This is a genomic window from Micromonospora deserti (assembly GCF_003236335.1).
Taxonomy (GTDB): Bacteria; Actinomycetota; Actinomycetes; order Mycobacteriales; family Micromonosporaceae; genus Micromonospora; species Micromonospora deserti.
This window is the reverse complement of record NZ_POUB01000017.1, coordinates 20,670-43,505: the sequence shown is the minus strand read 5'-3', so window position 1 is coordinate 43,505 and position 22,836 is coordinate 20,670. Positions and strand designations below refer to the sequence as shown.

General features: G+C 70.1%; 16 protein-coding genes. 10 read left to right on the top strand and 6 right to left on the bottom strand.

The window, feature by feature from the left end:
* Positions 1 to 137: 137 nt before the first annotated feature.
* Both C1I99_RS04950 and C1I99_RS04945 read left to right on the top strand, forming a co-directional pair.
* A complete protein-coding gene (locus C1I99_RS04950; RefSeq protein ID WP_111132947.1) occupies positions 138 to 1,391 on the top strand; it encodes an exo-alpha-sialidase in 1,254 nt (417 codons plus the stop codon).
* Between the two features lie 179 nt (positions 1,392 to 1,570).
* On the top strand, positions 1,571 to 2,473 hold the full coding sequence (locus tag C1I99_RS04945) for an intradiol ring-cleavage dioxygenase (RefSeq protein ID WP_199561959.1): 903 nt from the start codon (positions 1,571 to 1,573) through the stop codon (positions 2,471 to 2,473).
* Between the two features lie 119 nt (positions 2,474 to 2,592).
* Here the strand turns inward: C1I99_RS04945 and C1I99_RS04940 are convergent, their stop codons facing one another.
* Entirely contained in the window at positions 2,593 to 3,375 is a 783-nt protein-coding gene (locus C1I99_RS04940) for a DUF6585 family protein (protein WP_146603893.1), read from the bottom strand.
* Between the two features lie 289 nt (positions 3,376 to 3,664).
* Between C1I99_RS04940 and C1I99_RS04935 the strand changes: the two genes are divergently transcribed.
* The 3 genes from C1I99_RS04935 (at position 3,665) to C1I99_RS04930 (ending at position 6,488) form a co-directional block, all read left to right on the top strand.
* The gene (locus tag C1I99_RS04935) at positions 3,665 to 4,966 is read left to right on the top strand and encodes an MFS transporter (RefSeq protein WP_199561958.1); all 1,302 of its coding nucleotides are present in this window, start codon (positions 3,665 to 3,667) and stop codon (positions 4,964 to 4,966) included.
* Complete coding sequence (locus C1I99_RS34505) at positions 4,963 to 5,091, top strand: hypothetical protein (protein WP_267897471.1); 129 nt, start codon at positions 4,963 to 4,965, stop codon at positions 5,089 to 5,091. The genes C1I99_RS04935 and C1I99_RS34505 overlap by 4 nt, the downstream gene beginning before the upstream one ends.
* A gap of 173 nt (positions 5,092 to 5,264) precedes the next feature.
* Positions 5,265 to 6,488 (top strand): multidrug effflux MFS transporter, encoded by a 1,224-nt coding sequence (locus C1I99_RS04930; protein WP_111132959.1) that lies wholly within the window; start codon positions 5,265 to 5,267, stop codon positions 6,486 to 6,488.
* Between the two features lie 88 nt (positions 6,489 to 6,576).
* Here the strand turns inward: C1I99_RS04930 and C1I99_RS04925 are convergent, their stop codons facing one another.
* The 3 genes from C1I99_RS04925 to C1I99_RS04915 all read right to left on the bottom strand — a co-directional run bounded on the left by C1I99_RS04925 (position 6,577) and on the right by C1I99_RS04915 (position 12,334).
* Entirely contained in the window at positions 6,577 to 9,030 is a 2,454-nt protein-coding gene (locus C1I99_RS04925; RefSeq protein WP_111132944.1) for a glycoside hydrolase family 2 protein, read from the bottom strand.
* A gap of 106 nt (positions 9,031 to 9,136) precedes the next feature.
* A complete protein-coding gene (locus C1I99_RS04920; protein WP_146603892.1) occupies positions 9,137 to 11,200 on the bottom strand; it encodes a hypothetical protein in 2,064 nt (687 codons plus the stop codon).
* Positions 11,201 to 11,584: 384 nt separating this feature from the next.
* Positions 11,585 to 12,334, bottom strand: a complete 750-nt coding sequence (locus C1I99_RS04915) for an IclR family transcriptional regulator (RefSeq protein ID WP_233512333.1) — start codon at positions 12,332 to 12,334, stop codon at positions 11,585 to 11,587.
* Between the two features lie 144 nt (positions 12,335 to 12,478).
* On the opposite strand from C1I99_RS04915, the gene C1I99_RS04910 reads away from it, so the two are divergent.
* Positions 12,479 to 13,654 carry a hypothetical protein gene (locus C1I99_RS04910; protein ID WP_111132942.1) on the top strand — a complete coding sequence of 392 codons (1,176 nt, stop codon included), beginning with the start codon at positions 12,479 to 12,481 and terminating at the stop codon, positions 13,652 to 13,654.
* Between the two features lie 119 nt (positions 13,655 to 13,773).
* Here the strand turns inward: C1I99_RS04910 and C1I99_RS04905 are convergent, their stop codons facing one another.
* Positions 13,774 to 15,366: a glycoside hydrolase family 28 protein gene (locus tag C1I99_RS04905; protein ID WP_111132941.1), complete on the bottom strand. Its 1,593-nt coding sequence runs from the start codon at positions 15,364 to 15,366 to the stop codon at positions 13,774 to 13,776.
* A 131-nt stretch (positions 15,367 to 15,497) separates the two neighbouring features.
* Positions 15,498 to 16,298, bottom strand: coding sequence for an IclR family transcriptional regulator (locus tag C1I99_RS04900; RefSeq protein WP_111132940.1), 801 nt, complete (start codon positions 16,296 to 16,298; stop codon positions 15,498 to 15,500).
* A 250-nt stretch (positions 16,299 to 16,548) separates the two neighbouring features.
* Here C1I99_RS04900 and C1I99_RS04895 point away from each other — a divergent pair, with 250 nt between their 5' ends.
* The 4 genes from C1I99_RS04895 (at position 16,549) to C1I99_RS04880 (ending at position 22,778) form a co-directional block, all read left to right on the top strand.
* On the top strand, positions 16,549 to 17,919 hold the full coding sequence (locus tag C1I99_RS04895) for an extracellular solute-binding protein (protein WP_158553971.1): 1,371 nt from the start codon (positions 16,549 to 16,551) through the stop codon (positions 17,917 to 17,919).
* 149 nt (positions 17,920 to 18,068) lie between these two features.
* Entirely contained in the window at positions 18,069 to 18,917 is an 849-nt protein-coding gene (locus C1I99_RS04890; protein WP_233512332.1) for a carbohydrate ABC transporter permease, read from the top strand.
* The gene (locus tag C1I99_RS04885; protein WP_111132938.1) at positions 18,914 to 19,858 is read left to right on the top strand and encodes a carbohydrate ABC transporter permease; all 945 of its coding nucleotides are present in this window, start codon (positions 18,914 to 18,916) and stop codon (positions 19,856 to 19,858) included. Before C1I99_RS04890 ends, C1I99_RS04885 begins: the two co-directional genes overlap by 4 nt.
* A 7-nt stretch (positions 19,859 to 19,865) precedes the next feature.
* Complete coding sequence (locus C1I99_RS04880; RefSeq protein ID WP_111132937.1) at positions 19,866 to 22,778, top strand: hypothetical protein; 2,913 nt, start codon at positions 19,866 to 19,868, stop codon at positions 22,776 to 22,778.
* Positions 22,779 to 22,836 lie beyond the last annotated feature (58 nt).

Genomic DNA, 22,836 nt, shown 5'->3' with positions numbered 1-22,836 from the left:
AATGTCCGCGGGCACCGCCGGGCGGGTACTTCTGCGACCGCCATCGACAGGTCCCGCGACATCGGCGACGTCCGCCACGTTCACATAGACCAGCTACTGTCCCGCCCAGACGTACCCGAGGGCTGAGGAGAGACACGTTGATCGTCAAACGCGCGGCCGCCCTAGGACTGGCCTGCCTCACCACCGCCGTAGCCGCGGTCGTAGCACCCTACGGCTCCGCCTCCGCGGCGGTCGACGACCCCGCCGGGTCGGCGGCCCAGTACCACGTCGGTTTCCCGCTGTTCCGCAGTGCGAACATGTCCAGTCCGGATCGGCTGGCGAGCGGGGTCGGGTTCCACTCCTTCCGGATCCCGGCGGTGGTCAAGACCAGCACCGGGCGCCTGCTGGCCTTCGCCGAGGGCCGTCGGCACAACAACGCCGACTACGGTGACATCAACCTCGTCTACAAGCGCACGAGGACCGCCACGAGCCACGGCGCGGCACCTGGCGACTGGGAGCCGCTCAAGGAGGTGGTCGGAACCGGCCCGGGCACCTGGGGCAACCCCACGCCGGTGGTCGACGGCAACACCATTTACCTCTTCATGTCCTGGAACGCCGGCGACCGCAGCGCGTCCGGCAACGACCCGCTACCGGATGGCTCGCGCACCAAGGCGATCGACTCCACCGACGCCGGTCGGCGCCATCTCTACCTGAGCAGGAGCACCGACGACGGCGCCAGCTGGTCGACGCCGGTAAAGATGACCGCGGACCTGACGCCGGACGGCTGGGCGTGGGACGCGGTGGGCCCGGGCAACGGGATAAAGCTGCGCTCCGGCGAGCTCGTCGTCCCGGCGCGGGGCCGCAACATCGTCGGCACCCTCGGGCCCGACGGGCAGCGGGAATGGCGCTACCAACGGCTGAGCGAGACGAACAACGAGGGCACGATCGCGCAGACGCCCGACGGTAACCTCTACCGCAACGATCGGCCGAACTCCGGCGACTACCGGCGAGTGGCGCGCGGCACGCTTAGCAGCTTTGGCTCGTTCGCCAACGACACCGGGCTCCCCGACCCGGAGTGCCAGGGCTCGGTGTTGGCCTACAACATCGACGCGCCGGCTCGGACCATCTTTCTCAACTCGGCGTCCACCGAGAGCCGCCGGGCGATGCGCGTCCGGATCAGCTATGACGCCGACGCCCGGACGTACACCTATGGCCGCAAGCTCAGCGATGCACCGATCTCCGGCGTCGGCTACGAGGGTGGCTACTCCAGCATCGCGAAGACCGCCGATTACAAGATCGGGGCGCTCGTGGAGACCGACTTCTACGAGTACGGCAGCGACCCCCGCTCGCACCGGGCGATCGTCTGGCGGCGGTTCAACCTGTCCTGGATCGTCAACGGACCCAACAATTAGCGAGCGCTGACAGGTCCACGTCGAGTTCGTCCCCGGTCGGGGCCCGGCACTGGTGCACAGCTTGATCACAGTCGGGCCACAGCCGGCTCACTAATGCGATGGTGAGAGTGGGTGTGGCGCCGGGTGGCGTCAGGACCACGATCGGAGGAACTATGCCGCACCGCCAGCAACGCGATCCGATGCCGGGGTACGAGGGCCGTCCGCTGCCCCGGCCCGATGAGGAACTCGTCGACCAGGGGCTTGGCTTCGACCTCGGCACCATGATGGGACGACGACGGATGCTGCGGGCGCTCGGCCTGGGCATCGCCAGCTTCGGCTTCGCGGCCTGTGGGTCGGGCGGCGGCTCGGCGACGCCGTCCTCGTCGTCGACGCCCGCGACCACCGCCACCGGCGAGATCCCCGACGAGACCGCCGGCCCCTACCCGGGTGACGGCTCCAACGGGCCGAACGTGCTGGACGACAGCGGCATCGTGCGTGCCGACATCCGGTCGAGCTTCGGCGACGCCAGCGGCACCGCGCAGGGCGTACCCATGACGCTCGAGCTGGTGATCCAGGACCTGGCCAACGGCGGCGTGCCGTTCGCCGGCACCGCGGTGTACGTGTGGCACTGCGACCGCGAGGGCCGGTACTCGATGTACTCCGACGGGGTCACGGACCAGAACTATCTGCGCGGGGTGCAGATAGCCGACGCGGCCGGCCGGGTGCGCTTCACCAGCATCTTCCCGGCCTGCTACGACGGACGGTGGCCGCACATTCATTTCGAGGTCTACCCTGACCAGGCCAGCATCACGGACGCCGGCAATGCGATCGCCACCTCGCAGGTTGCCCTGCCCGAGGATGCCTGCAAGGCGGTCTATGCGCAGCCGGGCTACGAGGCGTCGGTTCAGACCCTGTCGCGGGTCTCGATCACGAGTGACAACGTCTTCGGCGACGACGGCGGCGCCAGCCAGCTCGGCACCGTGACCGGCGACGTCACCACCGGCTACGCGGTCTCGTTGGTTGCCGCGGTCGACACGACCACCACCCCGACCGGCGGCGGTCAGGCCCCGGGCAGCGGCGGGCCCGGCGGGCCGCCACGCTGACCGTGGCGGCGCGCTGGTAGCGCCGGGGCGTTAGCTGGCCCGACAGTTGCGGCTCCTCGGCAACCGGTCGCCGGCACCGCCGGCCACGCCGACGTCGGCGTGGCCGGCGGTGCCGAGTGTCAAGCCGTACGGTAGAAGCGGAGGTCCATCCGCAGCCCTTCGCGCCGGAGGATCATCAGCACGTTCAGCAGGTTGGGGACGTGGCGTATCAGGACGGAGACGGGCTTCCTGCCGTCGTGGGTCCAGACCTGCAGCCGGGTGCGCCGCAGCCGCACGAGGCTGATGTCGGACCAGAGGGCGTAGCCGCCCGGCGAGGACACCCCGTCCGGGGTGATCGTGATCGCGCCGAAGTCGGCCCGGCCGGCCGCCTCCAAGGCGTGGAGTATGTGCGGCATCCGGGCCTTGGCCGATCGCCGTTCCACCTCCTCGCACAGGTCCTGCCCGTCCACCAGTGGCGGCTTCTCCAGGTTGAGACTGGTGCCGTCGGTCAGGCGCAGTCGGCAGCGGTGCATGGTTTGCGGGCCGTTGTCGGTGTACCAGCGCAGGTAGTAGCGCCGGATCTCGGCGATGTCGTCCCACGCGATCATCCTGGTGAGCCGGGTCAGGTGCTCGGCGGTGAGCAGGCCGCCCTCACACAGGTAGAACCGGCGGCGGATCAGTCGCCAGGTGTCGAGTACGGCCCACACGGCCAGCAGCAGGGCTGTGGTGGTGAGGACGGCGAAGAGCAGGATTCCAATCGGCTTGGTGATCGTGCTGGCAGCGACGCCGAAGGCGGCCCCGAACCCCAGGAACATCGTGACCGAGATGATGTTGACCGAGTACGTCGGGCGGAAGGCTCGTTCCACCCTGCCGAACCCGATTCTCTCCGCCGCCTCCGCTACCGACCGGGGTGTGTCGAGCATCCTTTGAGGATAGAAAGCATCGACAACTCTTGGGCGTCTCCGGGCACTCCGAGCGAGGGTGACCCGCGTCCTGCGTGCTGCGTCTGTGGCGACCTGGTCCGGTCCGCCTGTGGCCGTGCCGCTTCAGGGCGGGCGGCCACCGCCGCCGAGTCGACCAGGTCGTCGTGGTCGGCCGGCGGGGTCGCACGTTCAGGCCCGTCACGCTCGCCTGTGCCCCACATGTGATGCAGCTCCTAAGGCTTCGCGCAGGCTGCTGGACAGCAGATGCAAACGGTTACCGTTTGCGCCCGTGTCTGAAGTCAGGATCCCACCTCGGCGTGGACCGGCGGTGTGGCGCCGTTGGGCGGTGCTCGCGCTGCTGGCCCGGGTCTCTCCGGTGGTCCGCCTACTGGTGGCCACCGGGCTCGCGTTCAACGTCGGCTTCTACCTGGTGTTGCCGTTCCTAGCCGTGCACCTGACCGGCGATCTCGGGTTGTCGGGGGCGTTCGTCGGCCTGGTCCTCGGCCTGCGGATGTACAGCCAGCAGGGGTTGTTCTTCCTCGGCGGGGCCCTGGCTGACCGGTTCGGCACCCGTCCGGTGGCGCTGGCCGGCATCGGCGTTCGGGTGGTCGGGTTCGGCGGCCTCGCGGTGGCGCAGGGCGCCGCGGTCGTGCTGGTCGGTGTGGTGTTGACCGGCGTGGCGGCGGCGCTGTTCACCCCGGCGATCGAGGCGGAGCTGGCACGGCAGACGATCCGCGACGAGCAGACCTCCGGCGTTGCCCGTACCGACGTGTTCGCGCTCTGGTCGGTGTGCAGCGAACTCGGTGCGCTCGCCGGGCCGGCGCTGGGGGCGCTGTTGATCGCGCTGGGTGCGACCTTCCCGGTGGTGTGCGCGGTCGCGGCCGCGGTCTTCGTGCTGATCCTCCTCGCGCACTGGCGGCTACTGCCGGGTCAGCCGCCCGGCAGCCGTGGCGTCGCTCTGGCGGCGGGATGGCGGGACGTGCTGGCCAACCGGCGCTTCCTCGCGTTCGCCGTTGCCTTCAGCGGCTACCTGACCGTCTACAACCAGCTGTACCTGGCACTGCCTCTCGAGCTGGGCCGCCGTGGTGTGGACCCGTCCGCCGTGGGCTGGTTGTTCACCCTCGCCGGAGCGCTGGTGGTGGCCGGGCAGCTTCCGGTGACCCGGTGGTCACAGCGGTCGCTGGGCACGCTGGGCAGCCTGGTCGCCGGGTTCGTCGCCCTCGCCGTCGCCGCGGTGGTGACAGCCGTCGGCGTCTCGGCCGTGCCGGAGCGGGTGCTGCTGGTCGCCGCCGCCCTGGTCGTGCTGCTGACGGTCGGCCAGATGCTGGTGCTGCCCGCCGGCCGGGAGGCGGTGCTGCTGCTGTCGGGCGAGGCTCACCTCGGCACGTACCTCGGTGCTCTGGCCAGTATCGGCGCGATCGGCGTCCTGGTCTGCAGCATGCTGGTCGGCCAGATCTTCGCCACCACCGACGCGGCCGTGCCCTGGTTGGTCATCGCCGCGTTCCCGGCGGCCGGGGTGGTCGGCTTCCTCATGCTCGGCCCCGCGCTACGGGGCCTGGACTCCATCGACGAGGCAAGGAGCACCACGTGAACTGCAGCAGGCGGGCGCTGACCGCCATCGCCGCATTGGTGGAGTCGCAGCAGGTGCAGCAGGCCAGGCCGAAGCCCTGGGCGCAGCGCCAGGCGGGTGCCCGGTCGGCTCCGGGTGTGAGTTAAGTTACCCCGCTCGCTGAGCGGGGAATGAGATCACCTGGCAGAGATTTGGTGGCAGGTGTGATCGCTGCCTGCTCGCCTCCCCGATTCCATCGCCACCCGACGGCGGAGGCGTCATGACCGCCGCCTCCGACCGGGCCGAGGTGACCGCGTCGCCCCAACTGTCTGGTGATGTGATGAGCGCCCGACAACGCCTGCGGCTCGTCCTCGTGCTCGGCTCGCTGATCGCGATCGGACCGCTGACCATCGACATGTACCTGCCCGCGCTTCCGGACATTGCCGTGGATCTCCACACGACGTCGGCAGGCGTGCAGCTGACCCTCACCGGCACCCTCGCCGGGCTCGCCTTCGGTCAGTTGCTGATCGGCCCACTGTCCGACGCGGTAGGCCGGCGCGCTCCGCTGCTTGCTGGCATCGGGCTGCACGTGGTGGCGTCAGTGCTGTGCGTCCTCGCGCCGAACATCGGGGTGGTCGGCGCCCTGCGGGTGCTGCAGGGGCTGGGCGCCGCGGCCGCCTCGGTGGTGGCGATGGCGGTGGTCCGTGACCTGTTCACCGGCGCCGCCTTCGCCAAGCTGTTCTCCCGCCTGATGCTGGTCATGGGAGTGGCGCCGATCCTGGCCCCATCTCTGGGTAGCGGGCTGTTGCGCTGGTCGGACTGGCGGGGTGTGTTCGTGGCCCTCGCCGCGTTTGGTGTGTTGCTGGCCGCGGTCGCGGCGGTCGGGCTCCCGGAGACCCTCCCGCCGGCACGACGTCTTAACGGCGGGGTGGGGGCGACCGCGCGGGTGTACGGCTCGCTGCTGCGCGACCGGACGTTCGTCGGTCTCGTCCTGGTCGCTGGGCTGGCCATGGCAGCGCTGTTCGCGTACGTGGCCGGGTCGTCGTTTGTCTTCCAGGAGCAGTACGGGCTCGATGAGCAACAGTTCGGGCTGGCTTTCGGAGCGGGCGCCATCGGTCTGATCACGGCTACCCAACTGAACGTGCGGCTGCTGCGCCGGTATCCGCCGCAGCGGATCCTCGTCACCGCCCTGGCTGTGGGTACCGCGGCCGGCCTCGTGCTGCTCGTGGTCGCCGTGTCCGGTCTTGGTGGCCTCGCGAGCGTCCTGGCGTCGCTGTGGGTGGTGCTCGCCGCGGGAGGGCTCGCCCTCCCGAACGCGCCCGCCCTGGCGCTGTCTCGGCACGGCGAGGCGGCGGGCACAGCCGCGGCGCTGCTCGGGGCGGTGCAGTTCGGCGTCGGGGCGTTGGCCGCGCCGATGGTGGGGATGCTCGGTACCGGAGTCGTGGCGATGGCCGTGGTGGTGGCCGGCGGAATGGTGGCGGCGACGGTCGTCCTGCTCGTGGTCGTCCGGCCCGGACGGCCCGGCGGGGTCACGCCGCAGGCGGTGGCCGTGGCCGCGCACTGAGCAGGTCGGCCCGGACAGGGAAGCGGTGGGCCCACCGGCCGCCGGCTCGGGGATGATCGGGCCCGAGCCGGCACGACCGGTCGCCCGGTCAGGTCGCCTGGTCGCGGGTGATGTCGTTGACGCAGCGAAGCACGGGGTGGGTGGTCAGCGCCGCCGGGTCCAGCGGCGCCGGCGAGTGGACGGTGAAGGCCGCGGACTCGCCGGGCAGCAGGGTGACCAGGGCCTCGTCGACGGTGGCCGCCGGGTCGAGCCGGTCGGGGAAGAGGGTGAGGTCGCGCAGCACCGTCCCGGCGGTCACCTGGACCCGCTGCCCACCGGCCAGCGGCTCGATCACCGCGTCCCACCGGGCCACGGGCCAGGAGATGTCCTTGTCCTCGGCGAAGAACCAGAACGCCCGCCCCGCGCTCTCGCCGGCGTTGGCCGCCAGCAGCTCGCGCCGGGGCTCGTCGGGCCGCGTCAGCTCCGCCGGCAGGGCCAGGGTCGTCGTGTCGTATGCCGGCACGTTCAGGTTCAGTGTGGTCTTTGCCCTCGGCTCGCCGGACAGGGTCAGCCGGGTCACTGATGCGGTGGCCCGCCAGGCGGTGGCTCCGTCGTTGACCGCCACCAGGGCCAGGCCGCCGGCGCGGGGCTGGATGGTGAGCAGCCGGTCGGCGTAGGCGCGGCGCAGCGCGTACCAGAGGGGTTTGCGTCGGCCGTCGCCGTCGATCGTGGACCAGGAGGTGACCGGCCAGCAGTCGTTGAGCTGCCACAGGATGGTGCCCATGCACACGCCCCGGTGGGAGCGGAAGTGTTCCACCCCGAGTTGGATCGCCCGGGCCTGGTTGAGCTGGGTCAGCCAGTGCCAGTCGTCGAAGTCCGCCGGTGCGGGCAGGTGCGCGGCCAGGCCGTGGTGGAGTTTCCGGTCGCCGTCGGCGGCCTTCTGGTGGTGCGCCATGCCGGGGCAGTCGTGGGCGAGTGGCTGGTCGGACAGCGCCCGGCGCAGCGTCGCGTACGCCGGTGGTGCCTGCCACCCGAACTCGGCGACGAACCGGGGTACGTACTCCCGGTACCGGGTGTAGTCGTCGGTGTTCCAGACGTCCCAGATGTGCGTGGTGCCGTGCGCCGGCTCGTTGGGGTGCACGTCTTCGCTGCCGGAGAACGGGCTGCCCGGCCAGTACGGGCGGGTCGGGTCCAACTCCCCAACGATGCGGGGCAGCAGCTCCAGGTAGTAGCCGCGGCCCCAGCTGCGCCCGGCGAGCGGCTCCTGCCAGTCCCAGTCGTGCCAGCCCCACAGGTTCTCGTTGTTGCCGGTCCACAGCACCAGCGACGGGTGCGGGGCCAGCCGGGTAACCTGCTCGGCGGCCTCGGCGGCCACCTCCGAGGCGAACGGCTCCTCCTCCGGATACGCCGCGCAGGCGAAGAGGAAGTCCTGCTGCACCAGCAGCCCCAACTCGTCGGCGAGGTCGTAGAAGTCCTCCGACTCGTACCGGCCGCCGCCCCAGACCCGCAGCAGGTTGACGTTCGCCCCGACGGCCTGGCCGAGCCGCTCGGCCAGGCGCTGCCGGGTGATCCGGGTCGGGAAGACGTCGTCGGGGATCCAGTTCACCCCCCGGACGAAGACCGGGACGTCGTTGACGTGCACGACGAACGGCGAGCCGTGCGCGTCCGGGGTGGTGTCCACGCGTACCGACCGGAAACCGATCCGCCGGGACCAGATGTCCAGGACACGGCCGTCAGGGTCGGACACGCTCACCTCCAGCCGGTGACGATGCTGGCCGCCGTACCCCCGCGGCCACCACAGCACCGGATCACGGACGGTGACGGTGAGCACGGCCTGCCGCCGGCCGGCCGGGATCGTCACGCACGCGGTCCCGCCGGCCACCGCCGCCCGGACGGTGAGCGGCTCATCGGTGGCCCGCTCGACCTCGACGTGCACCTCCACCCGCCCGTCGCGGCCGGCCATGGTGACCACCGGCCGGACGGTCGCCAGCCGGGCGACCGACCAGGCGTGCAGGCCGATCTCCTGCCAGATCCCGGCCGTCACCAGGGTCGGCCCCCAGTCCCAGCCAAAGTTGCAGGCCATCTTCCGGATGAAGTTGAACGGCTCCGGGTAGGCGTTCGGCCGACCGCCGAGCCGCTCCCGGTGCACCTCGGCATACCGGTAGGCCGAGTCGAACCGAACGGCCAGCGTGTTGCCCCCACCGCGCAGCAGCGACCGGACATCGAACCGGTACGACCGATGCATGTTCTCGGTACGCCCCACCTCCACCCCGTTGACAGTCACCCTGGCCACCGTGTCCAGCCCGGCACAGACCAGATCAACCCGGTCCGCCTCCCCCTGCGGCGGGGTGAACGTCGTCTCGTAGACCCAGTCCGCCCGCCCGATCCACGCCACCCGCTGCTCGTTGTCATCGAGGAACGGATCCGGGATCAGCCCGGCGGCCAGCAGATCGGTATGCACACAACCAGGCACAGTCGCCGCCGCCACCCGGCCAACAATCCCGGCCGGCACCTGCGGCCCGGACACCACCCGCAGAGTCCAGCCCTCACGCAACGGGATCACGACTTCACCGCACCTTCCATGATTCTCGGATCGTCACCGGCGAACGTGTCGCCGGCCGGCGCGGACGTCTCCGACTGTGGCCGACGTCCGCACCGCCGGCCGGCGGTCAGGACGGTGGGGCCTGGAGGTGGATCATCTCCAGGCTCCGGTTGGTTTCCCGCATGATGTTCGTCATCTCGTGGTAGGGCTGGTCCTGTTGGTTCACCAGGCCGATGTTGAACGCCTCCGTCGAGCCCGGCTTGTTGGTCACCGCCTGGTCGTAATGGGCGAACCACGCCGAGCCGATGAAGAACGGGGTCCTGGCCAGTGCCTCGATGAACGACGCGTACCTCACCCCCCGGTCGGCCTGGCTGCTGGCCGCGATCGAGGGGTTGTGCGACGTCATCCCGCGGTCGGGCAGCATGAAGCAGTACTCAAGGTTCACGATCGGCTTGTCGTGCACGCCGTACCGGGTCAGCTCGCTGATGTTGTTCGAGTACCAGTCGAAGGACAGGACATCGACGTGGTCCACCCCGCCAGCGTTCCACTCGGGACTGGTCCGCCAGGTGGGCACCAGGCAGGAGCCGAGGAACAGGTGGTTCGGGTCCTGCCGCTTGATGGCGTTGCGCACCTGCTGGAAGTACCGCTTCGCGGCCAGGGTGATGAACGCCGCGACGTCCCCCGGGGGCACCCGGTTGATGTCGATCTGCTCGTCCGCCAGCGCCCGGAAGGACGGGGCGCTGGTGCCGAGGAGTTCGTTCACCCGGGTCAGGTTGTCGGCGTAGGCGTCGGCGAGGTAGTGGATGAACGCCCGCTTGGCCGGGAGGTCGCCGGCCTGCCGGACCACCTCGCCCACAACCTCCCGGTTCCATCCCCGCTCGTTTTCGAAGAAGTACCCGATCAGCCAGGGGTCCGTGCGGTAGGGCCTGAGGTTGAAGGTGCGGTCCAGCTTGGTGGAGAAGTCCGGGTCGAACGGGTCGATCGCCCACCGCACCTTGATCACGTCGAGCGGGGTCGGTGCCCGCTCGATGTACGGGAAGGGGACGGCGGGGTCCCGGTGCCACTTTCCCTGCGCGTTGAAGCCCCAGTCGAGCATCCGGCGGTGGGTGAGGTCGCGCCACTTCGCCTTGTAGTTGTCGCCGTACTTACGCATCAGGTTGGCCTTGACGAAGTTGACCGTGATGAGCCCGTTCTCGACGACGGCGTAGGCGTTGGCGAACCGGTCCGGATCGGGTAGCTCGTCGAACATGTCCCGCGGGCTGCCGTCGGGATTCTCGTACACCGTGCCGTAGCCCCATTCCTCCTCGGAGAAGGCGTCCACGGCCTTGAGGAAGAACAGGTGGCCGTCCGGGGTGACGAACCACCAGCGCCCGTCGACCTTCTTCACCCGGAAGTACCCCGTGGCGCCGTGCCGACCGAGGCTCTTCACACCCCCGTACCGGTCGTACCGCTCCGGGTCGAGGGCGACTCCGGCGAGCGCCGCCGCCTCCTGCGCGTACTCGCGCTGGAGCTGGTCGTCCGAGGTGACCTTGCCGGGCCAGTCCTGGTAGAGGTACTGCCCGTAACGGTCCGCCAGCCGGGTGTACCTGCCCAACTCGGCCCGCAGTTGAGCGACGGTGAAGGCCGGCCCGGGATGGGGCCCGGCGTCGCCGTGACCACGTTGGATCTCCACGTGGGACAGTGGCACGTGTAGTAGGGCGCTGGACCGGATGATCTCGATCCGAACGAATCGGGCCGACCGGTCGGCCATCGGGACCACCAGTTCGTAGTCCGTCTCGCCGGTCCTCGTCGCCTTGCCGGCCAGGCGGTACGCGGTGTCGCCCTCGGACCGGTAGGTCACGCTGATCCCGGTGAACCCCCAGCCGGGGGCGGGGGCGTTGCTGACGATCCGGATCTGTGCCAGTGGGAGGTCGTTCAGCAGGTCGAAGACCAGGGCGATGGTTCGGGGCGCGTTGCTCGCCCCGCGCCAGCCGACGAACCGCGAGGGGTCACCGTCGCCCAGCGCGCCCTGCGCTAGAGGGATGAGGCCCCCGTCGCGGTCGGGGGAGCCGTCGTCGGGCGTAACACCGAGGTAGTAGTTCCCCGAGCTGATGATGTCGTGGTGGCTGGCGGCGGCGGCGCGCGGCATGGCGAGGGCGCCGGCGATGGAGAGAGCGGGCACGCCGAGGATGAGACTGCGTCTGGACGTCATGGCGCACGGACTCCTTGCGTTGTGGCGGCAACGGTCAGGGACGTGAGGCGCCGCCCGGGCCGCGGGGGCGCGGCCGGCGGAAGCGGGACGAGAAGCGTTGGAAGGTTCCCCGCCGGTTACATGGCGTCCACGTTTGTAGACGCCACTTTCTATGCCGAACACGCTCCCGTAACACGAGTGTCGTGTCAAGACCGTGCGCAGGTCCCGGCATCCGGTTGCCCGGTCCCGTTCGGACGGCCAGCCGCGAGGGTGGGTGCCTGTCCGCGCCCACCCGAGCCCGTCACACGGTCGCGGCGCTGGTCCGGTGGCCCTGGATCCGTTCAGGGCCGGCGACCAGCGCCGCGGTGGCGAGTCAGCGGTCGATCGTGGGTGGGTGATCCGATCTCAGCGGATGCCGTGTCGGCGCAGGGTGCTGGCGAGGGCGGCGGTGTGCCCGCTCACCGCCCTGGCGACTCGTTCGATCTCCTTGTCGGTGGCCGCCGACACCGGCATGGAACAGCTGATGGCGTCGGTGGCGGGGATCCGGTAGGGGACCGCCGCGGCGATGCACGCGACGCCGATGGTGCCCTGCTCGCGCTCGAGCGCCCAGCCACGGTCCCGGACGTTGGCCAGCTCCTCGTGCAGCGCCACCCGATCGGTGATCGTGTGGTCGGTGAAGCCGGCCAGGTCGGCCGGCAGGATCTTGTCCACCTCTTCGCTGGTGAGTTCGGCGAGCATCGCCTGGCCCAGGGCGGTGAGATGGGCGGGCAGGCGACGGCCGACCCGGGAGACGACCCGGACCGAGTCGCGCGATTCCCGGCTGGCCAGGTAGAGGACGTGCGCGTCGTCACGGCGGGCGAAGTGGACCGTGTATCCGATGTCGGCACGAAGGTCCTCCAGCGTCTCGTACGCGTAGGGCAGAGCCGGATCCCGGTCGAGGTAGGCGGTGCCGGAGAGCAGCGCGTGCGGCCCCACCCCGAAGGCCGAGCCGGTCTCGTCCGCTTCGATCCACTTGGCCTCCCGCAGCGTGCGGATAAGCGCGTGCAGGCTGCTGCGCGGATAGCCGGTGCGCTCCTGGAGCTCGGAGAGGGTGAGTCGAGCCGGTGAAGCGGCCAGGGTCTCCAGGATGCGTACCGTGCGCTCGGCCGATTTCACCGGCGAGACATCCGACCGCGATGAGGGCATTGGGGTCACCATCCAACTGTTCGCCACGTTGACGGTCACGATACCGGACGTTAACTTGGAACTGCACCGCCTACACATAGCCGGATGACGTTCACATCAGTGGATTGCCACAGTATGATCTCTGCCCACGCGTATCCCTGGGACGTCCTTGGAGACGCGGGCTTCGCGGACCGGGTGATCGCGAGCGGCGCGGACGCGGTGCGTCTCGCCGTCACCTATCACTCCACCCGCGCGGCCACCCCGCTGCACCCGACCCGGCGGTTCGTCGAAGCGCCCCACGCCGCGCTCTACCGGCCGGTCCGCCCGTCGAGCTGGGCTGGTCGGCGACTGGTTCCGGTCGCTGCACAGTGGACGGAGGGACCGGATCCGGCCGGCTCCGCCACCCACGCGCTGGGCAGGGCCGGCATACCGGTTGACGCCTGGCTGGTGCTCGCGCACAACACCCGGTTGGGAACGGCGCACCCCGACCTGACGGTGACCAACTGTTTCGGCGAGTCGTACCCGTACGCCCTCTGCCCAGCCTCGGAGGAGGTGCGCGACCACTGCGCCACCCTCGCCGCCGAGGCACTACACGACCTGCCGGTGCGCGGCGTCGTACTGGAATCGGCGGGGCAGATGGGCGCCGCGCATCTCGGCTGCCACGAGAAAACCGACGATGCCTACCCGTCGACCGCCCTGCGGGCGCTCTCCGTCTGCTGCTGCCCCGGCTGCCAGCGTCGCTGGCAGGCCCGTGGTCTGGAGCCCGGGCACGTCCAGCACCAGCTGCGCCGCGCGGTGGACACCGACGAGTGGGTGCCCGAGGCGGTGGCGTCCGAGCTGCTCGCCGTCCGTCAGGACAGTGCCGACGAACTCCGCGGCCAGGTCATCGCGGTACTACGGCAGACCGTGCCCGGCGCGTCCATCACGCTCGCCGGGCACCCGGACCCGTGGGCGACCGGCTCGTCACCGGGGCTGACCCCTCGCGCATGCGCCGAGGTGGACGCCGTCCAGGTGCCCTGTTGGTCGGTCGCCGCGCGCACCGCCGACCTCGTCCGCACCGTGCGGGCCCACGCGGCCGCCGCCCCGCCACCGCATGTCGCGCCACCGGGTCGGGCCGCCGACGGTTCCGGTCGGCCCCTGGTGGACGCCTACGTGACCGTGCTCCCACCGGTCGACCCCGAGGCGCTGCCAGATCACGTTCGCCGGTTACGCGCCGCCGGCGCGGACCGGCTCAGCCTCTACCACCTCGGGCTCGCGTCACGCCGCCGTCAGCCCCTGCTCGCCGTACTCGCCAAGGAGTTCCGCGCATGAACCCTGTCGCCGGCGCGGTCGCCCGGGCCACCGCCGCCGCGGCCGCTGCGAGCGGCCGGGAGCGGCGCCGAGGCGGCCCGGTCGCTGCTGCCCGGCCTGGTCCAGCGCGCCGGGCGGGATCAGTCGCGCGTGGTGACGCGGTCGGCGGTAGCCCCGCCGGTGACCAGCACGGGGATGCGGGCATTGGTGAGATCGTTGCCGACCAGGGCGACCCGCTCGGAGCGGCTCCCGGAGACGCGGGCGAAGACATCGGTGCCGCGTGGCGCGCGCGAGGTGCGGATGGATGCGTCGCGGGTGTCGCGCAGATCGAGGAGCGCGACGTCCGGCCCGGGGCCGGACCCGTCGATGTCGGTGAGATTGAGGTCGGCGGCATCGTCGGTGACGAGCAGTGGCCGCCGATCCGGCACCGTGCAGCGGACGGTGAGACCACTCACCGTCACGCCCGTCACGTGACGACAGTAGAGGCCGTACGACGGCAGCCGACCGAACATGCGGGCCTCGGGGTAGTCGGCCTCGACCTCCGGAACGACCCGGTCCACCCACTCGCGCTGTCCGCCCTCGTCGGTGTCGATCCGGATGTTGCGTAGCGTGACGTCCTCGACGTGCTGGTCGACTACCCCGCTGATCGAGGACGTCAGGATCGCACCGCTGGCATGCAGATCGGAGATCATGACGCCGCGCAGCCGCCCGGGGGACGGTGCCGGCCTGCCGTCGCCCCGGTTGCCGAGGCGTACGAAGATCGGCGTCCGGACGTTCTGCAGCCGCAGGCCGGTGACGACCAACCCGTCGATCCAGCCGCCGTCGACCACCTCGATGGCCAGGCCGGCGATCACCCGCTCGTTTAGGGGCACCTGCCGGCTGTAGATGACAGAATTCGAGAAGGTGATGTTCTCGAACCCACCCAACGTCCGCGTGCCGATCTTGAAGCCGTTGCAGCAGGTGCTCAGCACGCAGTTGGTGACCGTGATGTTGCGGGACACCCGCAGCCCGCCGTACGGGTCCTCGCTCTTGAGGCAGATGGCGTCGTCGCCGGTGTCGATGTCGCAGTTGGCGATGAGAACGTTCTCGCTGCAGGTCGGGTCGATGCCGTCGGTGTTGGGACCGTCGATCGGATTGCGGATGACGATGCCCCGGATGAGCACGGTGTCACAACCGATCGGCCGCAGCGTCCACCCCGGAGAGTTCCGCAACGTCACGTCTTCGATACGGACGTTACGGCACTCGACCAGTTCGATCATGGGGGAGGGGCGGTCGTTCTCGCCCACCGGCTTGAGGTTCCAGGCGATGACGTCGCGCCACTGGTCCTCCAGTGGGACAGGCGGGCGGCCCCGCGACTCCCAGAAGGCCTGGCCCTGGCCGTCGATGGTGCCGAGACCCGTGATGGCGATGTTCTCCGCGCCGCGGGCGTAGATCAGGTGCCGTTGGTTGGCGTCGCAGTCCACGGGCGGGCCCGGGTATGCCGGATAGTCGGCGAGGTCGGGGCTGCCCAACAAGGTGGCGCCCGCCTCAAGGTGCAGGGTGACGTGGGATTTCAGGGCCAGGCCGCCGGTGAGGTACGTGCCCGGGGGCACATACACCAGGCCACCGCCGGCGGCGGCTGCCGCGTCGATGGCGTCTTGGATCGCCCGCGAGTTCAGCGTGCTCCGATCGCCCTTGGCGCCGTGGTCGCGGACGTCGAAGAAGTGGCCGAGCGAGGGGCGCGACGGGCTCATGAGGACTCCTGCCGGTCCAGGTATGTGGACGCTGTTCTGTGGGCGGGATGGTCGCTAGGGGACGCTACCCGGGCGGACAGGCGGGGGTCAACGGCGCGCGAACGACGCGGGTGCGGATCGGGCCGGGCCGGTCATCGGACGCCGGCGCGGCGGAGCCGGGCGGCGAGGCGGTCGGTGTGCTCGACGACGGCGGCGGCGATGCGTTCAACCGTCGCCGGATCGTCGGCGTCGGAGACGGGAAAGGCGCAGCTGATCGCGTCGGTGGCGGGGATCCGGTAACCCACCGCCCGGGCCACGCACGCGATGCCCTTCAGTGATCGCTCCCGTTCGTGCGCCCAACCGCGGACCCGGGTGCTCTGGATCTCGTTGGCCAGGGTCCGCGGGTCCATTGGTCGCACCCCGGCCGGTACCGCCGGTGCGGCGGCGAGCACCTGCTCGATCTCGTCGTCGGTGAGTTCGGCGAGAAGGGCCAGCCCCAGCGCCGTCACTCCGGCGGGCAGCATCCGGCCGACCCGGGGCACCCGCCGGCCTTCGGTCCGGGCCTCTCGGCTGGCGAGGTAGATGATGGCGCCGCCGTCCCGACGGGCGAAGTGCGCGGTGTGCCCCACCTCGGCGCGCAGGTCCTCCAAGGTCTGCCGGGCGTACGGCAGGGCGGGATCCCGATCGAGATAGGCCGTGCCGCAGAGCAGGACGTGCGGGCCGATGCCGAAGTGGGAGCCGCTCTCGTCAGCCTCCACCCACCTCGACTCCCGGAGCGTGCGCAGCAGTGCGTACAGGCTGGAGCGCGGGAAGCCGAGGCGCTCGTGCAGCTCGGCGACGCTGAGCCTGCCCGGTGCGGCGGCCAGCGCCTCGAGGATCTGGATGGTGCGGGATGCCGACTTGACCGCGTGGGACTCGTCGCTCTTCGCCGGGACTGCGACAGGTCGTGCCATGGATACTCTCCAGCCGTCGGACCGCGTCGTCGCTGCCCCGGGATCTCGCCGCCGAGTGCCAGGCCCTGCCGCGGGGCCCCTCAGGATAGCGGCTGTCGCCGCATCTCACCTGGGCCGTGAGTCTCCCGTCCGCGCCCCTAGTGGACGGTGGTGCCGGGGGCCGGCCACATCAGAGCGTTGACAAACACATCCATGTTTCGGGAGAGTGTCGTGTAGAAGAACGATGTCTACATACGTGGACGGAGTATCAATGAGAGGGCAACGATCTAATCTCCTGGCGTGTGGCGTCGTCGCGGCGCTTGTGTTGCCCGCGGCCGCGTGCGCAGGTCAGACCACATCAGACGATGACGGCAAGGTCAAGATCACGGTCGCCGGTCTGTTCCCGACGACGCAGGAGAAGAACCGCCAGGCATTCCTCAACGAGGTGAAGGCCTTCGAGAAGGCCAACCCGACCGTCGACATCACGCCGACCGAGTCGAAGTGGGAAGCGAAGACCTTCGCGGCGCGGCTGGCCGGTGGCCAGCTCGAGACCGTGTTTCTGGTTCCGCTGACCGAGCCGCAAGGGCTGATCAAGCGGCGCCAGATCGCCGAGATCACCGAAGAGATGAAGAGGCTCCCGCACGTCGCCGACTTCGACCAGCGCGCGTTGGCGCCCGCCACCGGCCAGGACGGCAAGGTCTACGGGCTGCCCACGAGCATGTTCGCGCTCGGCCTCATCTACAACCGGGACCTCTTCACCAAGGCCGGGCTCGACCCCGACAGCCCGCCGAAGACCTGGGAGGAGGTACGCACGGCCGCCAAGGCGATCAGCGACAGGACCGGACTCCCGGGCTTCGCCCAGCCGACCACGAACAACACCGGCGGCTGGACGCTGAGCGCCATCACCTACACCTACGGCGGACGAATCGAGAAGGAGCAGGACGGCTCGTTCGTCCCGGCCTTCACCGAGGGGCCCACCCAGCGGGCGCTGGAGTGGCTGGCCGCCATGCGGTGGCAGGACAAGTCGATGGGCACCCAGCACCTGCGCAACGCCGGGGATCTGCAGCAGGACTTCGCCGCCGGAAAGATCGGCATGATGGTCGCCACGCCCAGCACCTACGGTGACCATGTCACGAAGTTCAACGGAGACCCGAAGCTGTTCGGGGTCGCCGCGCTGCCCTCGGCCGGCACGCTGGCCACCCTGACCGGCGGTTCCATGGCAGTGGTCAATCCCAAGGCGAGCGCCGCCCAGCGCGAGGCCGCCGTGAAGTGGATCGACCACTACTACCTCCGCCCGCGCTACGACACCACCGTCGCCGCTCAGCGGGCGCAGGCGGACGCCTCCGACAAGGTCCCCGTGGGCATGCCCCGGGTCCCGTTCTACTCGGCCGCGGTCTCCGGTCCCATCCAAGAGGTCGAGCGCAAGAACGCGAACGTCCCGCTGGACAACTTTAAGCCGTACGAGCAGGGCGTGGCGGCGCAGCAGTTCATGACCGAACCCCCGGTCGCGGCGCAGGATCTGTACGCCGCGCTGGACACCGCCCTGCAGGCGGTTCTCACCCGGGCCGGCGCCGACATCGCCGCGGAACTTCGCAAAGCCGAGGAGAAGGTCCAGCCCGCCCTGGAACGGGCACAGCAGTGACCATGCTCAACCGTCTGGACCGGTCGTCGCCTGCGACAACCGGAACCAATGCCCCGCCGTCCGGGCCGCAACCGGCCCGGACGGCAGGTCGGGCCGCGTCGGGACGCCGCCGGCCAACCTGGAGGCGTCACCCGCGACGGGGGTCCGGGTTGGCCGCGGGACTGTTTCTGCTCCCGACGCTGCTGGTGTTCGGCGTCTTCGCCTGGTGGCCCATCGCGCGAAGCGTCCAGCTGAGCCTGCAGTTCACCAACCTCGTGGACCCGGCTGTCTGGGTGGGGCTGGATAACTACGCGAACCTCTTCGCCGACCCGCTGCTGTGGACCACGGTGCGCAACACCGTCTGGTTCGTCGTCCTGGCGCTGCTGTTCGGCTACCCGCTGCCCCTGGTGATGGCCGTCGTGATCTCGGAGGTCCGCCGCCTGGGCGGCCTGTTCCGGGTGCTGGTCTATCTACCAGTGGTCATCCCACCGGTCGTCGCCGTGCTCATGTGGAAGTGGTTCTACGACACCGAGTTCGGCCTGTTCAACCAGGTTCTCACCGCCGTGGGGCTCGGCCCGATGCCGTGGCTGCAATCCACCGCGACCGCCATGCCCAGCCTGGTGCTGGAGGCGACCTGGGCGCACGCCGGCAGCACCGTGCTGATCTATCTTGCCGCCCTGAGTTCCGTCCAGACCGAGCTCTACGAGGCGGCCGAGATCGACGGCGCCTCCATCTGGCGGCGACTGTGGCACGTCACGCTGCCGCAGCTGCGCGCCGTGCTGCTCATCATGCTGCTGTTGCAGATCATCGGCACCTTCCAGGTGTTCACCGAACCCTTCGTGCTCACCGACGGTGGGCCCGAGGACTCGACCCTGACCATCCTGCTGTTGATCTATCGCTACGCGTTCATCAACGGCGACTTCGGCATGGCCACCGCGCTGAGCGTCCTGCTCGCCGCGGCGCTCGCCCTGCTGTCCGCGGTCTACCTGCGCCTGACCCGCACCTGGAGCACCACATGACGGCAAGCGCCGCAACCGAACCCGCGTCCTCGGCGACCCGCCGACAGCGCCGGCGCCGCCCGCAGGACGCGGGACGCGGCCTGATCTCGCATGCCGACCGCAACCGGCCGCGGGTGCGCTGGACGCTTCGCGTGGTACAGGCCGTGTTCCTGGTCGGTGCGGTGATCGTCGGGCTCGGCCCGCTGCTGTGGACGGCCAAGGGTGCCATCTCGCCCACCCAGGAGATGCTGCAGGACCCGCTCCGACTCTGGCCGTCGGCTCCCCAGTGGGGGACCCTGGCCTCCGCCTGGGCGGAACTGCGGGTCGGGCACTACCTGCTCAACACCGTGGTGCTGGTGGCCGGATCGTGGCTGGTGCAGCTCACCGTGGCGACCACCGGCGCGTTCGCCCTGTCGGTCCTGCGCCCGCGCTACGGCCGTTTCGTCTACGCGGCGGTGCTCGCCACGCTGTTCATTCCCGGCACCGTGTCGCTCGTGGCTCTCTACCTGACGGTGCTGGATCTCCCGGTCACCGGCGGCTCCATCGCCAACACCCCATGGGCCGTCTGGCTGCCCGCCGGCGCGCACGCCTTCAACGTCCTGATCATGAAGCAGTTCTTCGACGCGCTGCCCCACGAGCTGTTCGAGGCCGCGCAGGTCGACGGCGCCGGGCCGGTACGGCTCTTCTGGCGGATCGTCATGCCCATGTCCCGGCCGATTCTGGCCGTCGTCTCGCTCCTGGCGATCATGAGCGCCTGGAAGGAGTTCCTCTGGCCGATGATCGCCATCGCCGACACCGAACGCCAGCCGTTGGCCGTCGCGTTGCCGCGGTTGGCCGAGGTGGCCGAGCAGAACCAGGTCATCGCCGGCATGTTCATCGCCACCGTCCCACCGCTCCTGCTCTTCCTGGTCTTTCAGCGCCACATCGTCCGTGGTATCGGCTTCACCGGTCTGAAGGGGTGACATCGCCATGACCATGAAGGCCGTCCGTCTGGGTTTCGCGCTCGTCCCAGCGCTCGTCGCTCCGCTCCTCGCGGTGCCGATCGCCCAGGCGGATGCCACCACCCGCATCACCACCGGAAGTTACGTCTACGACCAGCCCACCAACGGCGGTGCGGCAAGCGACCTCGGCAAGAGTGGGCTGATCTCCTACGCGCGAGGAGCGCTGGGGGACGGCGCCACCACCACGACCGCCCAGTGGGTCGGCAACGGGCAGCTGACGTACAAGGACGTCTCCGTCGTCCTCGACCTGTACCGCGACTACCCGCTGGGGCAGCTCACGGTGACCAGCAACGCTCCCAACCGCTACTACGGCATCAGGTCCATCTCCATCCGGACCCGCGCCGAGGCCGAGCCCGACTTCACCTCCGTGCATGCCCAGAGCTGGTACGGCACCTCGACTCCGCTGCCAGAAGGCGTCCCGCTGAACCACACGACCTCGGTGGACCTCGCCGACCGGCGGGCCAGATTCGTCATCATCAAGATCACGCGCGGGCACGAGTGGCAGCACATGCCTCTCACGGAGGTCACCGTCACGGCCGGCGCCGGCGAGCCGGGAGCCGACCCAGCCCTGCCGCTGAACGCCGACCAGCTGCGCGCCGAGATCGCCAAGCCGGTCACGCAGATCCCCCGCCCCGGCATGGCCGACGTCGGCAACTACCACGCGAGCACCAAGCCCGACGACGGTGCTCCGGACAACGCCGGCGGCGTCACCGGCTTCCGCTACGGCCAGCTGTTCAACCGGGATGCCGGCAGCGGCGCGGGATGGCGTGGCCGCGCGGACGCGCCGAAGAACGTCACGGTCGTCTTCGACCTGCTCAACGACTTCCCCCTGGACCGGATCAGGATCTTCAGCAGGGCGCCGAACCAGTTCTGGGGTTTCGACGAGATCAACGTGACCTATCGCGCCGAGGCGAGCGCCACCTATCGCGTCGCGAGCCGCGCCAGCCGCGCCCGGACCGAGCTGGACTATCAGCTCGACATCCCCGTGGCGAACGCGACGGCCCGGTTTGTCCGGATCGAGATGGTGCGACAGAACCAGTATCTGCACCTCCCACTCTCCGAGATCGAATTCGTCCAGGGCAGCGGGCCGGTCGGCGCGAACCCCGGCCCTCCCTTACCGCTGGCGGGTCTGCAGCAGGAGCTGACGCGATACACGCGGCTGGCGGATGAGTACGGCCAGTATCTCTACCAGGACTGGCCGGGCAAGGTCACGTCGGACGAACAGCTGCGCCAGGAGTACCGCGACGAGGCGGCGCGGCTGGCCGACGTACGGCGCGACACCGCCACCTACGACCGCTACGGCGGCGTCAGGGCACTGGGGGACCACGGCGCCGCGGGGTTCTTCCGGCTGGAGAAGGTCAACGGCAGGTGGTGGTTCGTCACACCTGACGGGCACCTGTTCTTCCTCAAGGGCGTCGACTCCGTCTCCGACGAGGAGTGGGGGTACGGCACCGTCCACCGCAACGCCGACGGCAGCCCGCGTGACGTGTTCGACGCACTGCCCGATCCGCGGCTCTACCCGGGTGCCTACGCCACCACCGAACGCGGGCACGTCGTCAGCTTCGTCAAGGCCAACCTGACGCGTAAGTACGGTCAGGACTACGGCGACCGCTGGCGGGACATCACCACCCGGCGCCTGCTCGACTGGGGGTTCAACGCCCTGAGCAAGTGGGCGGCCGACCCGGCGTTGGAGTTCCCGCACATCGACCAGGTCACCGCGCCGCCGGACGCGATCCGGGTGCTGTGGGGCATCGACCCGTTCGACCCGGAGTTCCGCGCCAAGCTCGACCGGCACATCGACATCAAGAGCAAGAAGAACGACCCGTGGCTGATCGGGTACTTCTTCGACAACGAGCGGGGCTGGAACCGCGATGTCGTCGCGGAGGTGCTCCGGAGCCCCTCGAGCCTGCCCGCCAAGCGTGCGTTCGCGAGCTACCTCGCCGACGCGTACGGCGGGGACCTCAACCGGGTCAACGCGATGCTGGGCACGAACGCGGAGTCCTTCGACGCCCTCGCCGACCTGCGACTGGATGTGGCGAGGCTGCCCGCCGCGGACCTCAACGGCTTCATCACCCGGGCGTCAGAGGTCTACTACTCCACCGTTCGGGCGGCGATCCGCAAGCAGGACCCGCACCACCTGTTCCTCGGATCCGCGCTGGTGCCGACCTGGCGCACCAGCCTGGAGTGGAACGTCGGCGGGCTGGACCACCTGGACGCGATCTCGCTCGACGTGTACGGCGACAACGCCAACTACCTGACCGAGTACGAACCGTACGACAAGCCCGTGGTGAATCTGGAGTACTCCTTCAACACCCACGACCGGGGGATGCGCGCGATCAACGCCGCGGCCAGGTCGGCCACCGTCGCCGAGCGGGGGACCAAGTACCGCTCCTTCGTCGAAGCCCAGGCCACGAGCCCGGTGTTCGTCGGCTCGGGCTGGTTCGTCTACTACGACCAGGCGGTCACCGGCCGGCCCGGCGACGGCGAGAGCTTCAACTTCGGCCTGCTCAACCAGCAGGACCAGCCGTACACCGAGATGACCGAGGTCATGGCCAGCACCAACGACACGTTGGAACTGGTGCACCGGTACGGCTCGATCGACCTGACCGCTACCGCCGTCGCCGAGACCATCACACGGCTGGAACCCGTGCGCCTGGGCTCGACGCGGCTTCCGATGCCGCAGCGATCGGACCGGTTCGTCGTCTCGGTCGCCTGGTCGAGCCGGCCCGACGTCATCGACCTGTCCGGCGCGGTGCGCCACCGGCCGGTGCCGACGGTCGTGCGGTTGGTGCTGCGCGTGACGAAGGTCGCCGACGGCAGCGTCGCCGTGACCGAGCCGCTGGCGGTCCGCGTCGACGGCACCCGAACCGATCCGAGCTGATCCGGCTGCCGCTGGGGCACCGGAGCCGCTGCCCCAGCAGCCGCCTCCACCGACCCCG